A 19,674-nucleotide genomic window follows, 5' to 3' on the forward strand; every position below is an offset into this window, starting at 1 on the left:
TTACTGGCCAAATCAGTGGTAATGGCCGATAAATCTGGCGTTTGCCCAGCGTTGAAAACGGTATTGTCCCCTACATTGAGGGCTGGAGAGCAAGCCTGCAACCGAAGATCACCCAGAGCAGTAGGGGCAGCGTTATAATCGGGTTGGCTCACAAAGAGCGGATCTTGGGTACCATCCAAAAAGCCCGAACCATTATTCATCCCCTTAACAATGGTGTTGGTAAAGGTATAGATAACATTCCCGCCTGAAACAGCGGGGAACAATTCATCGGTATTGTTACCCCAAATAATGCTATTTCGCAACTTAATAGTAGATAGTCGTGAGGAATAGGCATAAATACCACCGCCTCCGTCAGCCGCTTGATTGCCTGATAGACTACAGTTGGTAATAACAGGGTTAGAAGTGGACATACTGATAGCACCTCCTGTTCTCGTTGCCTTGTTTCCCGAAAAACTGCAATTAGTGAAAATAGGAGAAGAGGTGTCAATTACTGCTCCGCCACCTTCAGCGGACGTATTTCCAGAAAAAATACAGCGTGTAAATTGAGGAGAAGAGTTTAAAATGTACGTTCCTCCTCCGAAGGAAGAAGCGGTATTTTTAGAAAAAAGGCAATCAAAAATGAGAGGAGAAGAATTGGTTAGTGTGTACATTCCAGCCCCAGTATCGGTGGCCGTATTTTCTATAAAACTACAGTTAGTAACAGTTGGAGAAGAAGCTATATTATACATCCCTCCACCAGATTCGGCACTGTTGTTGATAAAACGACAATTAGACACCGTAGGAGAAGCTGCTGCGTTGTACATTCCGCCGCCAAAATGACGGGTGGTAGCTCCGTTGGCATATCCATCCGAAACGGTAAAGCCGTCTATTCTAGCGGTACTGTTCAATGACTCATTACGAATAACCTGAAAAGCGTTTTCGCTGTCAAGAATGCCGTCCATATCCACGTCGCCACTGAGAACAGTCTTATTAGTGCTATGAATCAAGGTAGAGACTCTATCGGCAAGAGCGTTCTCGGTGCCAGCAAAGCCCCCATAAATGGCCACGCCGTTTTTCATGGCAAAAGTTACAGAACGACTGTTGCTGCTGCTACTTCTGACCGTAGGATAATAGGTACCCTTAGCAACCCAAATTTCGTCATTGTTGCCAGTAGTCGCCTCCAGTGCTTTTTGGAGGGTGGCAAAAGCAGCATTCCAACTTTGGCCGTCGTTGGTATTGTTGCCGTCAGTTTTAACGTAATAGCGAGTGGCATACGCAGTGCTGGCCAATAGCCAGCAGGAGAGCAAGAGTAAAAAGTTTTTCATCAAAACAAGCGTGAATAGTTGAGAAGGACAAAGGTAAAATATGCCCTCAATGGCCATTAACGCTGTTGTTGCATTCTTTAGCTCTATTGTTGCACGGGGGAGTTTTTGGTGTAATCCGAAGGAAAAACGCCGTATTCTTCCTGAAAAGCTTTGGAAAAATAAGACAAACTCTCGAAACCTACCTGATAAGCTACTTCGGAAACAGTACCAGACTGACGTTGCAAAAGTATGCCAGCTGCTTGGAGACGGTGCTTCCGGATGAACTCCGTGACGGTTTGATTGGTGAGTGCTTTGAGTTTTCGCCATACCTGCGACCGACTCAAATGCATCCCTTCACAAAACGCCTCCACGCCAAAGGAACTGTCGGATAAATGTGCATCAATCAGTTCATGGGCTCTTTTCAAAAACTGTTCGTCGAGGGTCAGAGAAGCGGATTCAGATTCTTCACTAGCAGGATTCAAAGCAGTGATTTGGCTATATTTTTGCCGTAGATGTTCGCGTGCCTGAATCAGATTTTTGACCCGAGCCTGTATTTCCTGTTTGTTAAAAGGCTTAGTCAAATAATCATCAGCTCCCAACTCATAACCTTTCAGTCGGCTCTCCAGCGAGGCGTTGGCCGTGAGCATCAATACGGGAATGTGACTGGTGGCAGTATTGGCTTTGAGCTGTTGGCAAAAAGTAAAACCATCCATTTGGGGCATCATCAAATCGGAAATAATGAGGTCGGGCACTTGCTCAATCGCTCTCTCCAAACCCGCTAATCCATTTTCAGCCTCAATAATGGCATACGAAGCAGCAAATAAACTGCGAACATAGGCGCGGATATCAGCATTGTCATCAACAATGAGTAGCAAATTGTCCGATGCAGGAATTACGGAATCGGTCACTTCATTCTCTTTTGCATTATTTACTTTGGTGGATACAACAGCGCTATATTCTTCAATAGCCTTTTCTCCCATCGGCAAGTGTTTCCAATCGTCCCTTCCAACTGGTAATTCGACGGTAAATGTACTTCCTTGCCTTTCCCGACTTTGAAGGTAGATATTTCCTTTTAGCACCTGTACAACCTCTTTTACCAGCGCCAATCCAATTCCAGTGCCTTCATATTGGCGTTGAACTGAACTGTCGATTTGATAAAAGCGATCGAAAATGTGTTTTTGACGACTTTCTGCAATCCCAATCCCCGTATCAATAACCCGTAAAATACAACGGGCAGTTGCCTCCTCATAGTGAATTGACAGCGTAACCGATTGTCCTTGAGGGGTAAATTTAAAGGCATTTGAAAGCAAATTACTCACAATTTTCTCCACTTTATCTTCGTCAAAATAGGCAATGGCCGAATCTATATTGCGAATGATTTCGAATTGAATCTTTTGGCTTTTGGCCAATGATTGGTATGATTCTCCCAAAATTTTGAGGAACATAATCAAATCTTGCTGACGAATGTCAGGTTGAAGCTGTCCCGCTTCCAATTTACTTAAATCCAATAATTGATTGATGAGATGCAACAACCGATTACCGTTGCGCAGCATCGTATTGAACACCGAGATATGCGGCATTTGGGCTTTTAAATCGGCTAAAGGGCCAATAAGCAGCGTCAAAGGAGTCCGAAATTCGTGCGAAATATTGGTAAAAAAACGCGTTTTGAGCGCATCCAATTCCTCCAGGCGTTCTGCTTCCCGTTTCCCAGCAGCCACCTGCGACCGCAAAATAGCTTGCCTGAGTTGATTGAGGTAAAGGCGATATACGACATACGCCAGCAACGAGAAGTAAAGTAAATACGCCCACCAGGTTCGATAAAAGGGGGGATTGATTTGGATTCGTAATGCAATCGGTCGGCTCCACTCTTCCCCGTTGGCCGAGCCCTGAACGCGAAAAGTGTAGTTTCCCGCAGGAAGTTGAGCGTAATTGGCAAAACGATTAGTGCCTGCCTCTACCCAATTTTTATCTACGCCGACCAATTGATAACGGTAGCGATTTCGGGCTGAGTTGGTAAAATCATTCAACGCAAATTCGAGCGTAACCAAGTTTTGATCATGGGCCAAATGGAGCGGGGGAAGATAGTCGATGGATTGAAGTAAAATGCTACTTTCATCGCCTGGTTCAATGGTTTTGTTATTGATTTTTAAACCGATGATTTTAACAATTGGCTTCATCTTACTTTCAGCCACTTCCGATGCCCTGAAGATGGTAAGGCCGTTTACTCCCCCAAACAACAACTCGCCCGACGCCGCCTTGAAATAAGATTGTGTATTAAATTCGTCGTCCTGCAGGCCATCGGCTTTCGTAAAATTTCTAAAGGTCAAAGTTTGTACATTCAGCCGTGCTATCCCCCGATTGGTACTCATCCAGAGGTGCTTCGATTCATCCTCCAACAGTCCATACACGACTTTATTGGGCAGTCCTTTCTCTTCAGTAAAGTGCTCAAAATCATCAGTTTGTTTATCAAACCGTTCCAAGCCACCCCCTTTCGTACTAACCCACAAATAACGGCTTGGTTGGTAGGGGTCATCAATCATGCTTGATACTACATCATTGCTCAAGCTTTTTCGGTCAGTACGGGAGTTGCGATATAAGCGAAATGAAGGCGTATTGGCCTGCGGATTTTCGACCTTGACCAGCCCTTTTTGGGTTCCTATCCACAAGCGTCCTGCATGATCTTGGTACAAATCCAGAATTTCATCCGTGCTGTTTTTGGGGAACAAATGCTGATAACTATAGACCCGAAACGCCTCCGTTTGGGGAATAAACTTGACCAATTGATTCCGAGTGTCGGCCAGCCACAGATTTCCTTCTTTGTCTTCCAACGTTTTGTTATAGCGGTAGCCTAAAAGCACATTGGAAGGAAGCAGATACGTTTTGAGCAATTTCCAATCCGTCGAAAATTTCCATAACAATTCCTGTTTGAGCAGTTCATCGGTTACGGTTAACCAAAAAACGCCTTGGCGGTCTTGCACCAAATGATGCAAACGATAGCGGCCCGAATTCAGCTTCAGCGAAACGGCTTTGTTGGTTGTTCTTTCCACTAAAAAAAGATCAAACGGCGAGCAGATATACGTTCTTCCCTGATGGTCTTGGTAGATTTGATAAACAGAAGTCTTGGGCAAATAGGAATGAAAGTGCCTGAATTGAGGATTTAATTTCCGTAGTCCGTACCCTCCCGTACCCAACCAAATATTCCCAGCTGAGTCTTTCAACATCGCCCGTGCTCCAATTTCTGGAGGCAGCGCCGAAAACGCAGAAGAGGGTGTCAATACCCCACGACGAAGAATTTCGTCTGAAGACATCAGCCAGAGGTATTTATCTGAAGTGATTAGAAATTGACCGTCAGCTATCTTTCTGATAAACAGGCTTTGGGGAGCATTTTTAATAATCAGGCTTTGATCAACAGGAACCGATGTAGGTACATTTTTGAGAATGCTATCCTTCCAAAATAGAATACTTCGCGAGGATTGGGCAATGAGCAAACGTCCCTGTTTATCTTCCGTGGCCCAAGGAGATTTTTGATTAAAAGCAACGGGGATTCTGGTGGTAGTGCGGGGATTTTTCCAATCAATTTGGTAGAGCCCATAATTGGTCACAATGACTGCCTGATGGTTGGTGCTAAAACTGATGTAGCGAATGATATTTTCCTGATTTTTGACAGCGTCTAAGAAAAACTCTTTGATAATTAAGTCTTTTGTAAAGTTAGCCTCAGAAGGAAATCCATTTTTCAGGTGAGTAGGCAAGCTGATTTTAAAGACACTGTTTTGCCCCGCCCCTACCCAAATATTTCCTTCTGGATCTTCTAAAAGGGCACTAATTTCGTAAGAACTCGCGGGAAGTTTGGTTTGAAGATTCAATTCGCAGTGGTAAAACCGTTGGGTACGCGCGTCAAATAAATCAAGTCGATTCCGATTGATGCTCACCCACAATCTTCCTTTGCTATCTTCCAGAAGTTGTGTACAGTTATTTTCTGCAATACTGTATTTGTTATATGGGTCGTGGGTAAAAACCTTAAAATTATAGCCATCGTAGCGATTGAGCCCGTCTTTGGTAGCAACCCAAATAAAGCCGTCTTTTGTTTGGGTCATTTCCTGAATCATTCCCTGAGAAAGACCTTCGCCAATGGAGATTTCCTGCCAACCTTCCGACTGGGCTAAAACGCGGGTGCATAGACAACAAACAATAAAAATGATGCGAAAAAACATTGTCAAATATCCGAAAACAGACGCTATTATACTATGGTTGATGGGCGATTTTTGATTTACGATTGGCGTTGGCCCATCAAAAAAGGCTATCCCAAATCGTTAGAATAGCCTTTTTTAATAAAAATAAAAAATTTGTTTTAATCTACTTTTACTACTTTCAGCGTAGCCTGTTTGTCTCCCGCATTTACTTGCAAGAAATACATTCCCGCAGGCAGCTCACTCACCCTAAATTCTTCTTGATGGGTGTTGGTTTCGGGAACAAATTGGCGACTCAAAACCCGACGACCCGACGCATCCGTTAAGGTAGTTTGAACTGCTTGCCCCTTGTTAGCTTGCACTTGGAGACGAAGGATGTTGGTGACGGGGTTGGGGAGGATAGTAGCGAAAGACCCGTTATCAGCAGGTTTTAGATCCCTCGCATCGGCGAACCGTCGGGATGACAAATCGCTGGTAGCTTCCCGCGCTGCGCCTACCCCTACTCCATCTTTCGACTGGATTCTGAACCAGTATTCTTGGTACGCCAACACATTCCCCTGTGCCTTCCGCGTCGATGGATAAATACTACCCCAGCCTTTCATATCCCAATAACGAATACCTAATTTGTACAAACCCTTGGGCAAACCTGCATCATACACGTTGCCACCTGCGCCGTTGTCTTGGTAAAAGCCGTAGGCGGGGTGGTTTTGGGCGTACAACTCCGTCCAGCCTTCGCGGTTAGCGTACATAAAGTAAGGAGCATTGTTTTCGTGCGTGTTGAACGAACGTAGCACGCCCATTTCAGGCGCCGCCAACATGTCGAACGTCAACGAACCATTTGTCCCCAAACCACACACATCAGCGTTGATTGTCCAGTAGCGGGGTGCTACTTTGTTAGCATTTTCTACAAAATATAAAGTCGGATTTTGCTGCGTACTTTGTCCCAATTCTGGCCCACCGTCACGCGTAATGAACTGACTACTCCACGCAGAACGGTCATTTACCTTCACCGACGATTTACTTTCCCCAATGTTAATCAACCTCACCACAAATGCATCCCAATAAATATCCTTACGAGCACTTTCTGCACTTTGACAACCACCTGCAAATACACACTTCGCCCAATAACTCTGCTTAATGACATTGTTAAACGACACTTCAAAACTCGGCGTCGTTACCCCTGTATTCCAAAATGTCTGACTTCCCACAGGGCAATTGGCAGATACCCGAACCGTCGTTCCTGTACAAACTACCTCTTGCGAGGCGGTGATCACGGGTGCTACTTGCGTTGATGACAGCGTAAACGTCACCACACTACTTTTTTCGCTCACACAACCATTTTCCGTCTGACAACGGGCGTAGTATGAGGTCGTCTCGCTTGGAATGGTCGATGGCAGACTGGGCAAGGCCACGTTCGTAGTAGCATTGTACCAAACCGTTTTCAAATTACTGCAAGAGGATTGTCCGCTGAAACTGGCCGTTGCATCACAACCTGAGGTGGTTGACAATGATACCGTCGGCGCTGATGGAATACTTACCAACTTCAACCGCATGACGCCCGATTCAGATTCCACACACGATGGCGTACCGTCTGGTTTACGGCAACGTACACGGTAATTATGGAATTGATTGTCCAACAAACTTGTGGGCAGCACTGAAGAATACTCGCCACCGTCAACGGAGTAAAGTGTCACTTCATTTGCACCGCAATTGGCATTAAACGTGAGCGGAATTCTAACCAAACTACACACTTCTTTCGTCTCACCTGGCGCCACTGTCACGCCATCCACCAACAATGATACATTTTGAGGCACCGAAGCGCGATAATTAATCGTCAACTCAATCGGATTTGTATAAGTACTTGGGCAAGTCGCATCGCAAGCCGCTTGGTAGCGGTGGGGTTGATTATTGGATAATTGGGAAACTGGTGGATTGGTTGCCCAATCGCTCCAGACACCGCTGCCTACCTGTACCCGCCATACGGGAGAACCCACCACACACAAACCCGAAACATCAAACTGCAAACTGTTGACTGGATTAGCATCCGTGTCGCAGAAGGTTTGAGAATTGCCTTCATTTAACGTCTGTTGTAACGTGCTCAGAACAATCGTGGGTTTGCCTTGTACCGTTATCTTTTCCGAACCTGTTTGCGTTTGGCTACAGCTCGTCGAGGAACCTTCGGATACACTTAACAAGGTATAAACAAATGTCCCTGGCATAGCCGTAGGCGCGGCGACTGTCACGCTATTGCCACTCGTAGTTTTCACCGTTTGGGCTGAACCATCGTTGATTTTGTACGTAAACGTGTATGGCGCCGTGGCATTTGCCCCCGTAAACGTGATGTTTGGCGCAGGGCTGTTTTGACAAACTGTCGTTGTCCCAGAAATACTCGCTGTGGGTAAAGCGTTGACATTCCAACTTGCCAATGTGAGATATTCACTTCCGCTACAGCCCGAGTTGGGATTGCAATTGGCGCGGCGACCTTGAATAACGATAGAGGTAGTGGCCATCGTACCTACAGTACTGCCAGGCGTATAGGCCACGGGCGTTCCATTGTCAATAATAAGAATGAAATCATCGGAACAACCCACACCACCGCTTCCTGCGTTAAAGGTAGCACTGACACCTGTACCAAAACAAACAGCCGCTACGTTAGGCATTTTAGTGTTTGAAGTTGGGCCGATGGGTTGTGAATTGACTTGGATGTTGATTGGTTGAGAAGTGGCACATTGAGTATCTGAATTCTTTACAGTAAAAATAGCTGTATAGTTACCCGCGACTACATTCCCTGGAACTGTTATTGAGGTGGAAGAACCAGAAAGGTTGACATTATTTACGTCAATAAAACCAGCTGTTTCAGCATTTACACTAAAATCAATGCTGAATTGGTTGGGGTTATTCACTGCATTCGAGAAGGGTAAAATTGCCTCAACCGCGCCTTGGCAGATGGTAGGAATTGTTCCTAAAATGATTGTAGGTGCCGAAGGTTGAGTTAAATGGACGGTGGTAGGAGCACTGATACAACTTCCATACGTAGCCACCAAATCGGTATAGTCTCCAGCGGATAACCCAGTCAAAGTAAGTTGACCATCTGTATTTGCTGTCAAGTTGACCGATTGAGTATTTCCCATATCTTTTTTGTAAGTAACCGTATAACTTATGTTGGCCGTCAGTCCGCTTAGTGTAATACTGCCATTGGTACCACCACAGGTAGTAGGGTTGGAAAAATTGGCAGTAATGGTCAACGAATTATCAGATTGATACTCATAAGCCCCTACATCTACGGTCGTATTAAAAATGCGGGGATTACTGGCCAAATCAGTGGTAATGGCCGATAAATCTGGCGTTTGCCCAGCGTTGAAAACGGTATTGTCCCCTACATTGAGGGCTGGAGAGCAAGCCTGCAACCGAAGATCACCCAGAACAGTAGGGGCAGCGTTATAATCGGGTTGGCTCACAAAGAGCGGATCTTGGGTACCATCCAAAAAGCCCGAACCATTATTCATCTCCTTAACAATGGTGTTGGTAAAGGTATAAGTAATATTGCCACTTGCCGCAACAGGGTATAATTCTGTACTGTTACCCCAAATAAGGCAGTTACGCATCTTTACCTCACTGGAAGTAGTATAGGTGCGTATTCCCCCGCCCAAAGGGGATTGATTACCCGAAAAAGTACAGTTAGTAAATAAAGGTTTGGAAGCGGCAATATACATCCCCCCTCCTTCATCATCTGCCTTGTTACCCAGAAAGCTACAGTTAGTGAAAATCGAAGCAGAAGTGGTATTTAATATTCCTCCGCCGTGAGAGGCACTGTTTCCGGAAAAAATGCAACGAATAAACTTAGGGGTCGATCCCAAAATATCCAAAGCTCCACCATATACGGACTTATTATTAGAAAACAGACAATCAATAAGTGTGGGAGACGAACGGGTCATTCCCATTCCAGCACCAAATTCGTTGGCATAGTTTTCAGTAAAAGTGCAATTGGTGACAATACCTGAACCTGAATACATACCACCACCCGTATCGGCACGATTGTTGGTAAATCGGCAATTGGAGATTGTAGGAGAAGAGCCTGAGTTGAACATCCCTCCGCCGTAATGATACGAATTGCTTCCGGTAGCATTTCCATCGGAAATGATAAAACCCTCTATTTGGGCGGTGCTGTTCACGTTTAGATTCCGAATCACCTGATAGGCGTTATCGGAATCAAGAAGCCCGTCTTTATCTATATCGCCGCTGAGAATGGTGGCGTTGGTTGTATGAATGAGGGCAGCCACCCGCTCGGAAAGGGTCGTTTCGGTGCCAGCAAATCCCCCGTAAATAGCCACTCCGTTTTTCATCTCAAAGTGTACGTATCTACCGCCTCCATAACCTGAGTTAGGATAATACGTACCTTTTGCTACCCATATTTGTTTACCGCTGCATGCAAAATCTAAGGCCCGTTGTAAGGTTTGGAAGGCCGTACTCCAAGTCAACCCATCGTTGCTATCATCACCATCGGATTTTACATATAAAACGGAGGCTATGGATTGCAATTCATAAGCCCCTACATCTACGGTCGTATTAAAAATGCGGGGGTTACTGGCCAAATCAGTGGTAATGGCCGATAAATCTGGCGTTTGCCCAGCGTTGAAAACGGTATTGTCCCCTACATTGAGGGCTGGAGAGCAAGCCTGCAACCGAAGATCACCCAGAGCAGTAGGGGCAGCGTTATAATCGGGTTGGCTCACAAAGAGCGGATCTTGGGTACCATCCAAAAAGCCCGAACCATTATTCATCCCCTTAACAATGGTGTTGGTAAAGGTATAGATAACATTCCCGCCTGAAACAGCGGGGAACAATTCATCGGTATTGTTACCCCAAATAATGCTATTTCGCAACTTAATAGTAGATAGTCGTGAGGAATAGGCATAAATACCACCGCCTCCGTCAGCCGCTTGATTGCCTGATAGACTACAGTTGGTAATAACAGGGTTAGAAGTGGACATACTGATAGCACCTCCTGTTCTCGTTGCCTTGTTTCCCGAAAAACTGCAATTAGTGAAAATAGGAGAAGAGGTGTCAATTACTGCTCCGCCACCTTCAGCGGACGTATTTCCAGAAAAAATACAGCGTGTAAATTGAGGAGAAGAGTTTAAAATGTACGTTCCTCCTCCGAAGGAAGAAGCGGTATTTTTAGAAAAAAGGCAATCAAAAATGAGAGGAGAAGAATTGGTTAGTGTGTACATTCCAGCCCCAGTATCGGTGGCCGTATTTTCTATAAAACTACAGTTAGTAACAGTTGGAGAAGAAGCTATATTATACATCCCTCCACCAGATTCGGCACTGTTGTTGATAAAACGACAATTAGACACCGTAGGAGAAGCTGCTGCGTTGTACATTCCGCCGCCAAAATGACGGGTGGTAGCTCCGTTGGCATATCCATCCGAAACGGTAAAGCCGTCTATTCTAGCGGTACTGTTCAATGACTCATTACGAATAACCTGAAAAGCGTTTTCGCTGTCAAGAATGCCGTCCATATCCACGTCGCCACTGAGAACAGTCTTATTAGTGCTATGAATCAAGGTAGAGACTCTATCGGCAAGAGCGTTCTCGGTGCCAGCAAAGCCCCCATAAATGGCCACGCCGTTTTTCATGGCAAAAGTTACAGAACGACTGTTGCTGCTGCTACTTCTGACCGTAGGATAATAGGTACCCTTAGCAACCCAAATTTCGTCATTGTTGCCAGTAGTCGCCTCCAGTGCTTTTTGGAGGGTGGCAAAAGCAGCATTCCAACTTTGGCCGTCGTTGGTATTGTTGCCGTCAGTTTTAACGTAATAGCGAGTGGCATACGCAGTGCTGGCCAATAGCCAGCAGGAGAGCAAGAGTAAAAAGTTTTTCATCAAAACAAGCGTGAATAGTTGAGAAGGACAAAGGTAAAATATGCCCTCAATGGCCATTAACGCTGTTGTTGCATTCTTTAGCTCTATTGTTGCACGGGGGAGTTTTTGGTGTAATCCGAAGGAAAAACGCCGTATTCTTCCTGAAAAGCTTTGGAAAAATAAGACAAACTCTCGAAACCTACCTGATAAGCTACTTCGGAAACAGTACCAGACTGACGTTGCAAAAGTATGCCAGCTGCTTGGAGACGGTGCTTCCGGATGAACTCCGTGACGGTTTGATTGGTGAGTGCTTTGAGTTTTCGCCATACCTGCGACCGACTCAAATGCATCCCTTCACAAAACGCCTCCACGCCAAAGGAACTGTCGGATAAATGTGCATCAATCAGTTCATGGGCTCTTTTCAAAAACTGTTCGTCGAGGGTCAGAGAAGCGGATTCAGATTCTTCACTAGCAGGATTCAAAGCAGTGATTTGGCTATATTTTTGCCGTAGATGTTCGCGTGCCTGAATCAGATTTTTGACCCGAGCCTGTATTTCCTGTTTGTTAAAAGGCTTAGTCAAATAATCATCAGCTCCCAACTCATAACCTTTCAGTCGGCTCTCCAGCGAGGCGTTGGCCGTGAGCATCAATACGGGAATGTGACTGGTGGCAGTATTGGCTTTGAGCTGTTGGCAAAAAGTAAAACCATCCATTTGGGGCATCATCAAATCGGAAATAATGAGGTCGGGCACTTGCTCAATCGCTCTCTCCAAACCCGCTAATCCATTTTCAGCCTCAATAATGGCATACGAAGCAGCAAATAAACTGCGAACATAGGCGCGGATATCAGCATTGTCATCAACAATGAGTAGCAAATTGTCCGATGCAGGAATTACGGAATCGGTCACTTCATTCTCTTTTGCATTATTTACTTTGGTGGATACAACAGCGCTATATTCTTCAATAGCCTTTTCTCCCATCGGCAAGTGTTTCCAATCGTCCCTTCCAACTGGTAATTCGACGGTAAATGTACTTCCTTGCCTTTCCCGACTTTGAAGGTAGATATTTCCTTTTAGCACCTGTACAACCTCTTTTACCAGCGCCAATCCAATTCCAGTGCCTTCATATTGGCGTTGAACTGAACTGTCGATTTGATAAAAGCGATCGAAAATGTGTTTTTGACGACTTTCTGCAATCCCAATCCCCGTATCAATAACCCGTAAAATACAACGGGCAGTTGCCTCCTCATAGTGAATTGACAGCGTAACCGATTGTCCTTGAGGGGTAAATTTAAAGGCATTTGAAAGCAAATTACTCACAATTTTCTCCACTTTATCTTCGTCAAAATAGGCAATGGCCGAATCTATATTGCGAATGATTTCGAATTGAATCTTTTGGCTTTTGGCCAATGATTGGTATGATTCTCCCAAAATTTTGAGGAACATAATCAAATCTTGCTGACGAATGTCAGGTTGAAGCTGTCCCGCTTCCAATTTACTTAAATCCAATAATTGATTGATGAGATGCAACAACCGATTACCGTTGCGCAGCATCGTATTGAACACCGAGATATGCGGCATTTGGGCTTTTAAATCGGCTAAAGGGCCAATAAGCAGCGTCAAAGGAGTCCGAAATTCGTGCGAAATATTGGTAAAAAAACGCGTTTTGAGCGCATCCAATTCCTCCAGGCGTTCTGCTTCCCGTTTCCCAGCAGCCACCTGCGACCGCAAAATAGCTTGCCTGAGTTGATTGAGGTAAAGGCGATATACGACATACGCCAGCAACGAGAAGTAAAGTAAATACGCCCACCAGGTTCGATAAAAGGGGGGATTGATTTGGATTCGTAATGCAATCGGTCGGCTCCACTCTTCCCCGTTGGCCGAGCCCTGAACGCGAAAAGTGTAGTTTCCCGCAGGAAGTTGAGCGTAATTGGCAAAACGATTAGTGCCTGCCTCTACCCAATTTTTATCTACGCCGACCAATTGATAACGGTAGCGATTTCGGGCTGAGTTGGTAAAATCATTCAACGCAAATTCGAGCGTAACCAAGTTTTGATCATGGGCCAAATGGAGCGGGGGAAGATAGTCGATGGATTGAAGTAAAATGCTACTTTCATCGCCTGGTTCAATGGTTTTGTTATTGATTTTTAAACCGATGATTTTAACAATTGGCTTCATCTTACTTTCAGCCACTTCCGATGCCCTGAAGATGGTAAGGCCGTTTACTCCCCCAAACAACAACTCGCCCGACGCCGCCTTGAAATAAGATTGTGTATTAAATTCGTCGTCCTGCAGGCCATCGGCTTTCGTAAAATTTCTAAAGGTCAAAGTTTGTACATTCAGCCGTGCTATCCCCCGATTGGTACTCATCCAGAGGTGCTTCGATTCATCCTCCAACAGTCCATACACGACTTTATTGGGCAGTCCTTTCTCTTCAGTAAAGTGCTCAAAATCATCAGTTTGTTTATCAAACCGTTCCAAGCCACCCCCTTTCGTACTAACCCACAAATAACGGCTTGGTTGGTAGGGGTCATCAATCATGCTTGATACTACATCATTGCTCAAGCTTTTTCGGTCAGTACGGGAGTTGCGATATAAGCGAAATGAAGGCGTATTGGCCTGCGGATTTTCGACCTTGACCAGCCCTTTTTGGGTTCCTATCCACAAGCGTCCTGCATGATCTTGGTACAAATCCAGAATTTCATCCGTGCTGTTTTTGGGGAACAAATGCTGATAACTATAGACCCGAAACGCCTCCGTTTGGGGAATAAACTTGACCAATTGATTCCGAGTGTCGGCCAGCCACAGATTTCCTTCTTTGTCTTCCAACGTTTTGTTATAGCGGTAGCCTAAAAGCACATTGGAAGGAAGCAGATACGTTTTGAGCAATTTCCAATCCGTCGAAAATTTCCATAACAATTCCTGTTTGAGCAGTTCATCGGTTACGGTTAACCAAAAAACGCCTTGGCGGTCTTGCACCAAATGATGCAAACGATAGCGGCCCGAATTCAGCTTCAGCGAAACGGCTTTGTTGGTTGTTCTTTCCACTAAAAAAAGATCAAACGGCGAGCAGATATACGTTCTTCCCTGATGGTCTTGGTAGATTTGATAAACAGAAGTCTTGGGCAAATAGGAATGAAAGTGCCTGAATTGAGGATTTAATTTCCGTAGTCCGTACCCTCCCGTACCCAACCAAATATTCCCAGCTGAGTCTTTCAACATCGCCCGTGCTCCAATTTCTGGAGGCAGCGCCGAAAACGCAGAAGAGGGTGTCAATACCCCACGACGAAGAATTTCGTCTGAAGACATCAGCCAGAGGTATTTATCTGAAGTGATTAGAAATTGACCGTCAGCTATCTTTCTGATAAACAGGCTTTGGGGAGCATTTTTAATAATCAGGCTTTGATCAACAGGAACCGATGTAGGTACATTTTTGAGAATGCTATCCTTCCAAAATAGAATACTTCGCGAGGATTGGGCAATGAGCAAACGTCCCTGTTTATCTTCCGTGGCCCAAGGAGATTTTTGATTAAAAGCAACGGGGATTCTGGTGGTAGTGCGGGGATTTTTCCAATCAATTTGGTAGAGCCCATAATTGGTCACAATGACTGCCTGATGGTTGGTGCTAAAACTGATGTAGCGAATGATATTTTCCTGATTTTTGACAGCGTCTAAGAAAAACTCTTTGATAATTAAGTCTTTTGTAAAGTTAGCCTCAGAAGGAAATCCATTTTTCAGGTGAGTAGGCAAGCTGATTTTAAAGACACTGTTTTGCCCCGCCCCTACCCAAATATTTCCTTCTGGATCTTCTAAAAGGGCACTAATTTCGTAAGAACTCGCGGGAAGTTTGGTTTGAAGATTCAATTCGCAGTGGTAAAACCGTTGGGTACGCGCGTCAAATAAATCAAGTCGATTCCGATTGATGCTCACCCACAATCTTCCTTTGCTATCTTCCAGAAGTTGTGTACAGTTATTTTCTGCAATACTGTATTTGTTATATGGGTCGTGGGTAAAAACCTTAAAATTATAGCCATCGTAGCGATTGAGCCCGTCTTTGGTAGCAACCCAAATAAAGCCGTCTTTTGTTTGGGTCATTTCCTGAATCATTCCCTGAGAAAGACCTTCGCCAATGGAGATTTCCTGCCAACCTTCCGACTGGGCTAAAACGCGGGTGCATAGACAACAAACAATAAAAATGATGCGAAAAAACATTGTCAAATATCCGAAAACAGACGCTATTATACTATGGTTGATGGGCGATTTTTGATTTACGATTGGCGTTGGCCCATCAAAAAAGGCTATCCCAAATCGTTAGAATAGCCTTTTTTAATAAAAATAAAAAATTTGTTTTAATCTACTTTTACTACTTTCAGCGTAGCCTGTTTGTCTCCCGCATTTACTTGCAAGAAATACATTCCCGCAGGCAGCTCACTCACCCTAAATTCTTCTTGATGGGTGTTGGTTTCGGGAACAAATTGGCGACTCAAAACCCGACGACCCGACGCATCCGTTAAGGTAGTTTGAACTGCTTGCCCCTTGTTAGCTTGCACTTGGAGACGAAGGATGTTGGTGACGGGGTTGGGGAGGATAGTAGCGAAAGACCCGTTATCAGCAGGTTTTAGATCCCTCGCATCGGCGAACCGTCGGGATGACAAATCGCTGGTAGCTTCCCGCGCTGCGCCTACCCCTACTCCATCTTTCGACTGGATTCTGAACCAGTATTCTTGGTACGCCAACACATTCCCCTGTGCCTTCCGCGTCGATGGATAAATACTACCCCAGCCTTTCATATCCCAATAACGAATACCTAATTTGTACAAACCCTTGGGCAAACCTGCATCATACACGTTGCCACCTGCGCCGTTGTCTTGGTAAAAGCCGTAGGCGGGGTGGTTTTGGGCGTACAACTCCGTCCAGCCTTCGCGGTTAGCGTACATAAAGTAAGGAGCATTGTTTTCGTGCGTGTTGAACGAACGTAGCACGCCCATTTCAGGCGCCGCCAACATGTCGAACGTCAACGAACCATTTGTCCCCAAACCACACACATCAGCGTTGATTGTCCAGTAGCGGGGTGCTACTTTGTTAGCATTTTCTACAAAATATAAAGTCGGATTTTGCTGCGTACTTTGTCCCAATTCTGGCCCACCGTCACGCGTAATGAACTGACTACTCCACGCAGAACGGTCATTTACCTTCACCGACGATTTACTTTCCCCAATGTTAATCAACCTCACCACAAAAGCATCCCAATACACATCCTTACGAGCACTTTCTGCACTTTGACAACCACCTGCAAATACACACTTCGCCCAATAACTCTGCTTGATGACGTTGTTAAACGAGACTTCAAAACTCGGCGTCGTTACCCCTGTGTTCCAAAATGTCTGACTTCCCACAGGGCAATTCGCCGAAATCTGAACCGTCGTCCCTGTACAAACTACCTCTTGAGATACCCTCACCTCGGGCGCTACTTGCGTCGAGGCCAGCGTAAACGTCACCACATTGCTGCGCTCGCTCACACAGCCATTTTCCGTCTGGCAACGGGCGTAGTACGACGTCGTTTCCGATGGAACTGTCGATGGCAAATTGGGCAAGGCCACGTTCGTAGTAGCATTGTACCAAACCGTTCGTAAGCTTCCACAAGAGGACTGTCCACTGAAACTAGCTGCTGCATCGCAACCTGAGGTTGTTGTCAATGATACCGTCGGCGCTGATGGAATGGTCACTAATTTCAGACGCATAACGCCTGATTCAGATTCCACACACGATGGCGTACCGTCTGATTTACGGCAACGTACGCGGTAATTGTGGAATTGATTATCCACCAAACCCATGGGCAGCACTGAGGAATACTCGCCGCCGTCAACGGAGTAAAGTGTCACTTCATTTGCACCGCAATTGGCATTAAACGTGAGCGCAGTATTGGAAACACTACACACTTCTTTCGTTTCACCAGCCGCTACTGTCACACCGTCCACCAACAATGATACATTTTGAGGCACCGAAGCGCGATAATTGATTGTCAATTCAATCAGAGTCGTATAGGTACTTGGGCAAGTCGCATCGCAAGCTGCTTGGTAGCGGTGGGGTTGGTTATTGGATAATTGAGAGACTGGAGCATCTGATGACCAAGCGCTCCAAACACCGCTGCCTACCTGTACCCGCCATACGGGAGAACCCACCACACACAAACCCGAAACATTAAACTGTAAACTGTTCACTGGATTAGCGTCTGTATCGCAGAAGGTTTGAGAATTGCCTTCGTTGAGGGTTTGTTGTAATACTGCTAGACTTATCGTGGGCTTACTGACCATTTGAACCATAACCGAACCTGTCACTAACGAAGTGCAACCGCCAGCCTGTCGTATCGCCTCAACGGTATATACGCCTGCCGTTTGCGAGCCAAAACTCAGCACTGAACCCGTGCCTACCAAAGGCGTACCAACATGTTCATTCCCATTTTTGAGCTGATAAGTTACTCCTGTTTCTGAACCAGAAAGGCCAACGACAGCCCCCGAACTCCCCGAGCAATATACCCCGCCACCTGTCAATGAATAAACCGTCGGAAGAGAAGCGATTGCCACTTGGGTCCTCACCACTTCCAAACAACCGTTATTGTTGACCGTGTAAGTCACCGTGTAAGCGCCTGCCGTACTGCTCGATGGAGTGATTTTTCCCGTCTGCGAGTCAAGCGTTAAACCTGTTGTTGAGCTGTACGTTCCGCCTACAACGCCAGCCCGAGTTACAGTCCCCTCCGCCACTGTTGAACAATAAGGAGACCCTGTGTAGGAAATCGAGGTTGTTGGCGGCGGGCAACTGACACACTCACCTGACGAAATCACCACAGTGGCACTACAGCTAGTACCATCACCAGTGAAGGGTGTCCAACCTGAAGTAGGTGGGTTTGTATCCGTTGATGGATTATAAAAAAGGGACACATCGTTTTTATCACGAATATACCAGCCTTCGGGACGTGTCACGCTGCCGCTGCCCCAATAAAACAACCGATTTTGGTCTTCATCATACAAATCAGGCCGCTCGTTCCATGTGCGGGTTTGGGTGTATTTGCCCTGGATAGTCCCACACGAGGCCTGCACACACATAAGAATAGGGTTGAGGATGGCGGCGGGTACTATTTCAATATTAAAAATAGGAGGGCCGTCGCAAGGATAATCGGTATTACTTACCCAGCCCGTGGTAGGGGGTATAAAACCACGGGCACTATTGGCAAAAACCGTTACCCCTTGATAGGTCTGATTAACACTAAAAACATCTCCTGAGAAAACCCACCCTAATGATGGCGCAAAATGCAACTGGGCAGAATTAGGCCCTTTCAGGGTAGGTCTCCCATGGCTAAAACCCGTTTGCATATACACCCCATTAAATTGGGCACAGGCATTTGATATAGTCGCTTTAATATTGTAGTGAGTAGGAGGCGGACAATCTCCGCTGTTTACTGAAATAATGGTACCTACACAAGCAGCCCCTACGACGGGTAGCCAATTTGTTGTAGGGGGGTAGTCTCCAGGTGAGGTGGACTGAAAAGCAATCCCATTGGCATCACTGATTCGCCACATTCCATTTTCATAGTAAAGTTCGTTTCCATCTTCGTCAAACAAATCTACCTTGCCGTTACGAAGCCCTTTTTGCTCATACGCACCACCAAAATTCCCACAGTCCACTCTGACACATACACGGGAGACAATAGATAGACTAACTGTAGTCCCATTGCTATTGGTAAACGGTACATTATAGGTACCAGGAGTAACAATGACAAACTTTTGATGCTGTGAGTACATCATTTGTGTAGCCCCCGCTCTTGGACAGATTTTTCTACTAACAGAAGGCATCCCATTGAAAGTGGCACCTAACCAAAACTGACTACTTGTGATAGGTGTACATAGAGCCGTAGCTTCGGCAGGCATCACTGGAGCAATATACGTCGCACCATTAGGAAAACGACACGCACCTGCTGTATTAGGAGCGAAGGTATAAATGGTTTCGCCTCTGTAAAAAGTAGTGGCCGTTGAGCCATCGGCATGGTAAAATTTGTACGGCTGATAACCCATACCAATATAATCAGGCATTGGCGTAATGATGGTATCTACGCAAGCCGTTTGGGCATGACTGATAGAAATACTGCCCACTAAAATACATAATATCCCCAAACAATGGTGTAACAGAAAAGGGTACAAAGGCATACTTTTGGAAAAGCGAGCAGGGTAAACGATAGGTCTCATAATTAGGATTAGTGAAATAAAAAGGAATAATGCGTAGCTTTGTAACAGGCTGAACATACCATTGGAATATCCAAAAGTAAAGCCCCCCTCTCGGAGAAAAT

5 protein-coding genes are annotated in these 19,674 nt (G+C 45.5%); all 5 read right to left on the reverse strand.

The genetic code is table 11. The features are described 5' to 3' along the window. On the reverse strand, positions 1-1,304 hold a 1,304-nt coding region (locus K339_RS38150; protein ID WP_211243864.1), incomplete at its 3' end, for a right-handed parallel beta-helix repeat-containing protein. Between the two features lie 83 nt (positions 1,305-1,387). Further along, positions 1,388-5,494 carry a hybrid sensor histidine kinase/response regulator transcription factor gene (locus K339_RS0130545; protein WP_037302334.1) on the reverse strand — a complete coding sequence of 1,369 codons (4,107 nt, stop codon included), beginning with the start codon at positions 5,492-5,494 and terminating at the stop codon, positions 1,388-1,390. A 137-nt stretch (positions 5,495-5,631) separates the two neighbouring features. Then, positions 5,632-11,355, reverse strand: coding sequence for a right-handed parallel beta-helix repeat-containing protein (locus K339_RS0130550; RefSeq protein ID WP_028526985.1), 5,724 nt, complete (start codon positions 11,353-11,355; stop codon positions 5,632-5,634). A gap of 83 nt (positions 11,356-11,438) precedes the next feature. Next, positions 11,439-15,545, reverse strand: coding sequence for a hybrid sensor histidine kinase/response regulator transcription factor (locus K339_RS0130555; protein ID WP_037302334.1), 4,107 nt, complete (start codon positions 15,543-15,545; stop codon positions 11,439-11,441). A gap of 137 nt (positions 15,546-15,682) precedes the next feature. After that, on the reverse strand, positions 15,683-19,573 hold the full coding sequence (locus K339_RS0130560; RefSeq protein WP_028526986.1) for a T9SS type A sorting domain-containing protein: 3,891 nt from the start codon (positions 19,571-19,573) through the stop codon (positions 15,683-15,685). Positions 19,574-19,674 lie beyond the last annotated feature (101 nt).

Origin of the sequence: Runella limosa DSM 17973, assembly GCF_000482465.1 — a bacterium.
Taxonomy (GTDB): domain Bacteria; phylum Bacteroidota; class Bacteroidia; order Cytophagales; family Spirosomataceae; genus Runella; species Runella limosa.

Excerpts from the sequence above, each read along its gene's own strand:
- K339_RS0130545 (WP_037302334.1), bottom strand. The coding sequence starts at position 5,494 with ATGTTTTTTCGCATCATTTTTATTGTTTGTTGTCTATGCACCCGCGTT.
- K339_RS0130550 (WP_028526985.1), bottom strand. The coding sequence starts at position 11,355 with ATGAAAAACTTTTTACTCTTGCTCTCCTGCTGGCTATTGGCCAGCACT.
- K339_RS0130555 (WP_037302334.1), bottom strand. The coding sequence starts at position 15,545 with ATGTTTTTTCGCATCATTTTTATTGTTTGTTGTCTATGCACCCGCGTT.
- K339_RS0130560 (WP_028526986.1), bottom strand. The coding sequence starts at position 19,573 with ATGAGACCTATCGTTTACCCTGCTCGCTTTTCCAAAAGTATGCCTTTG.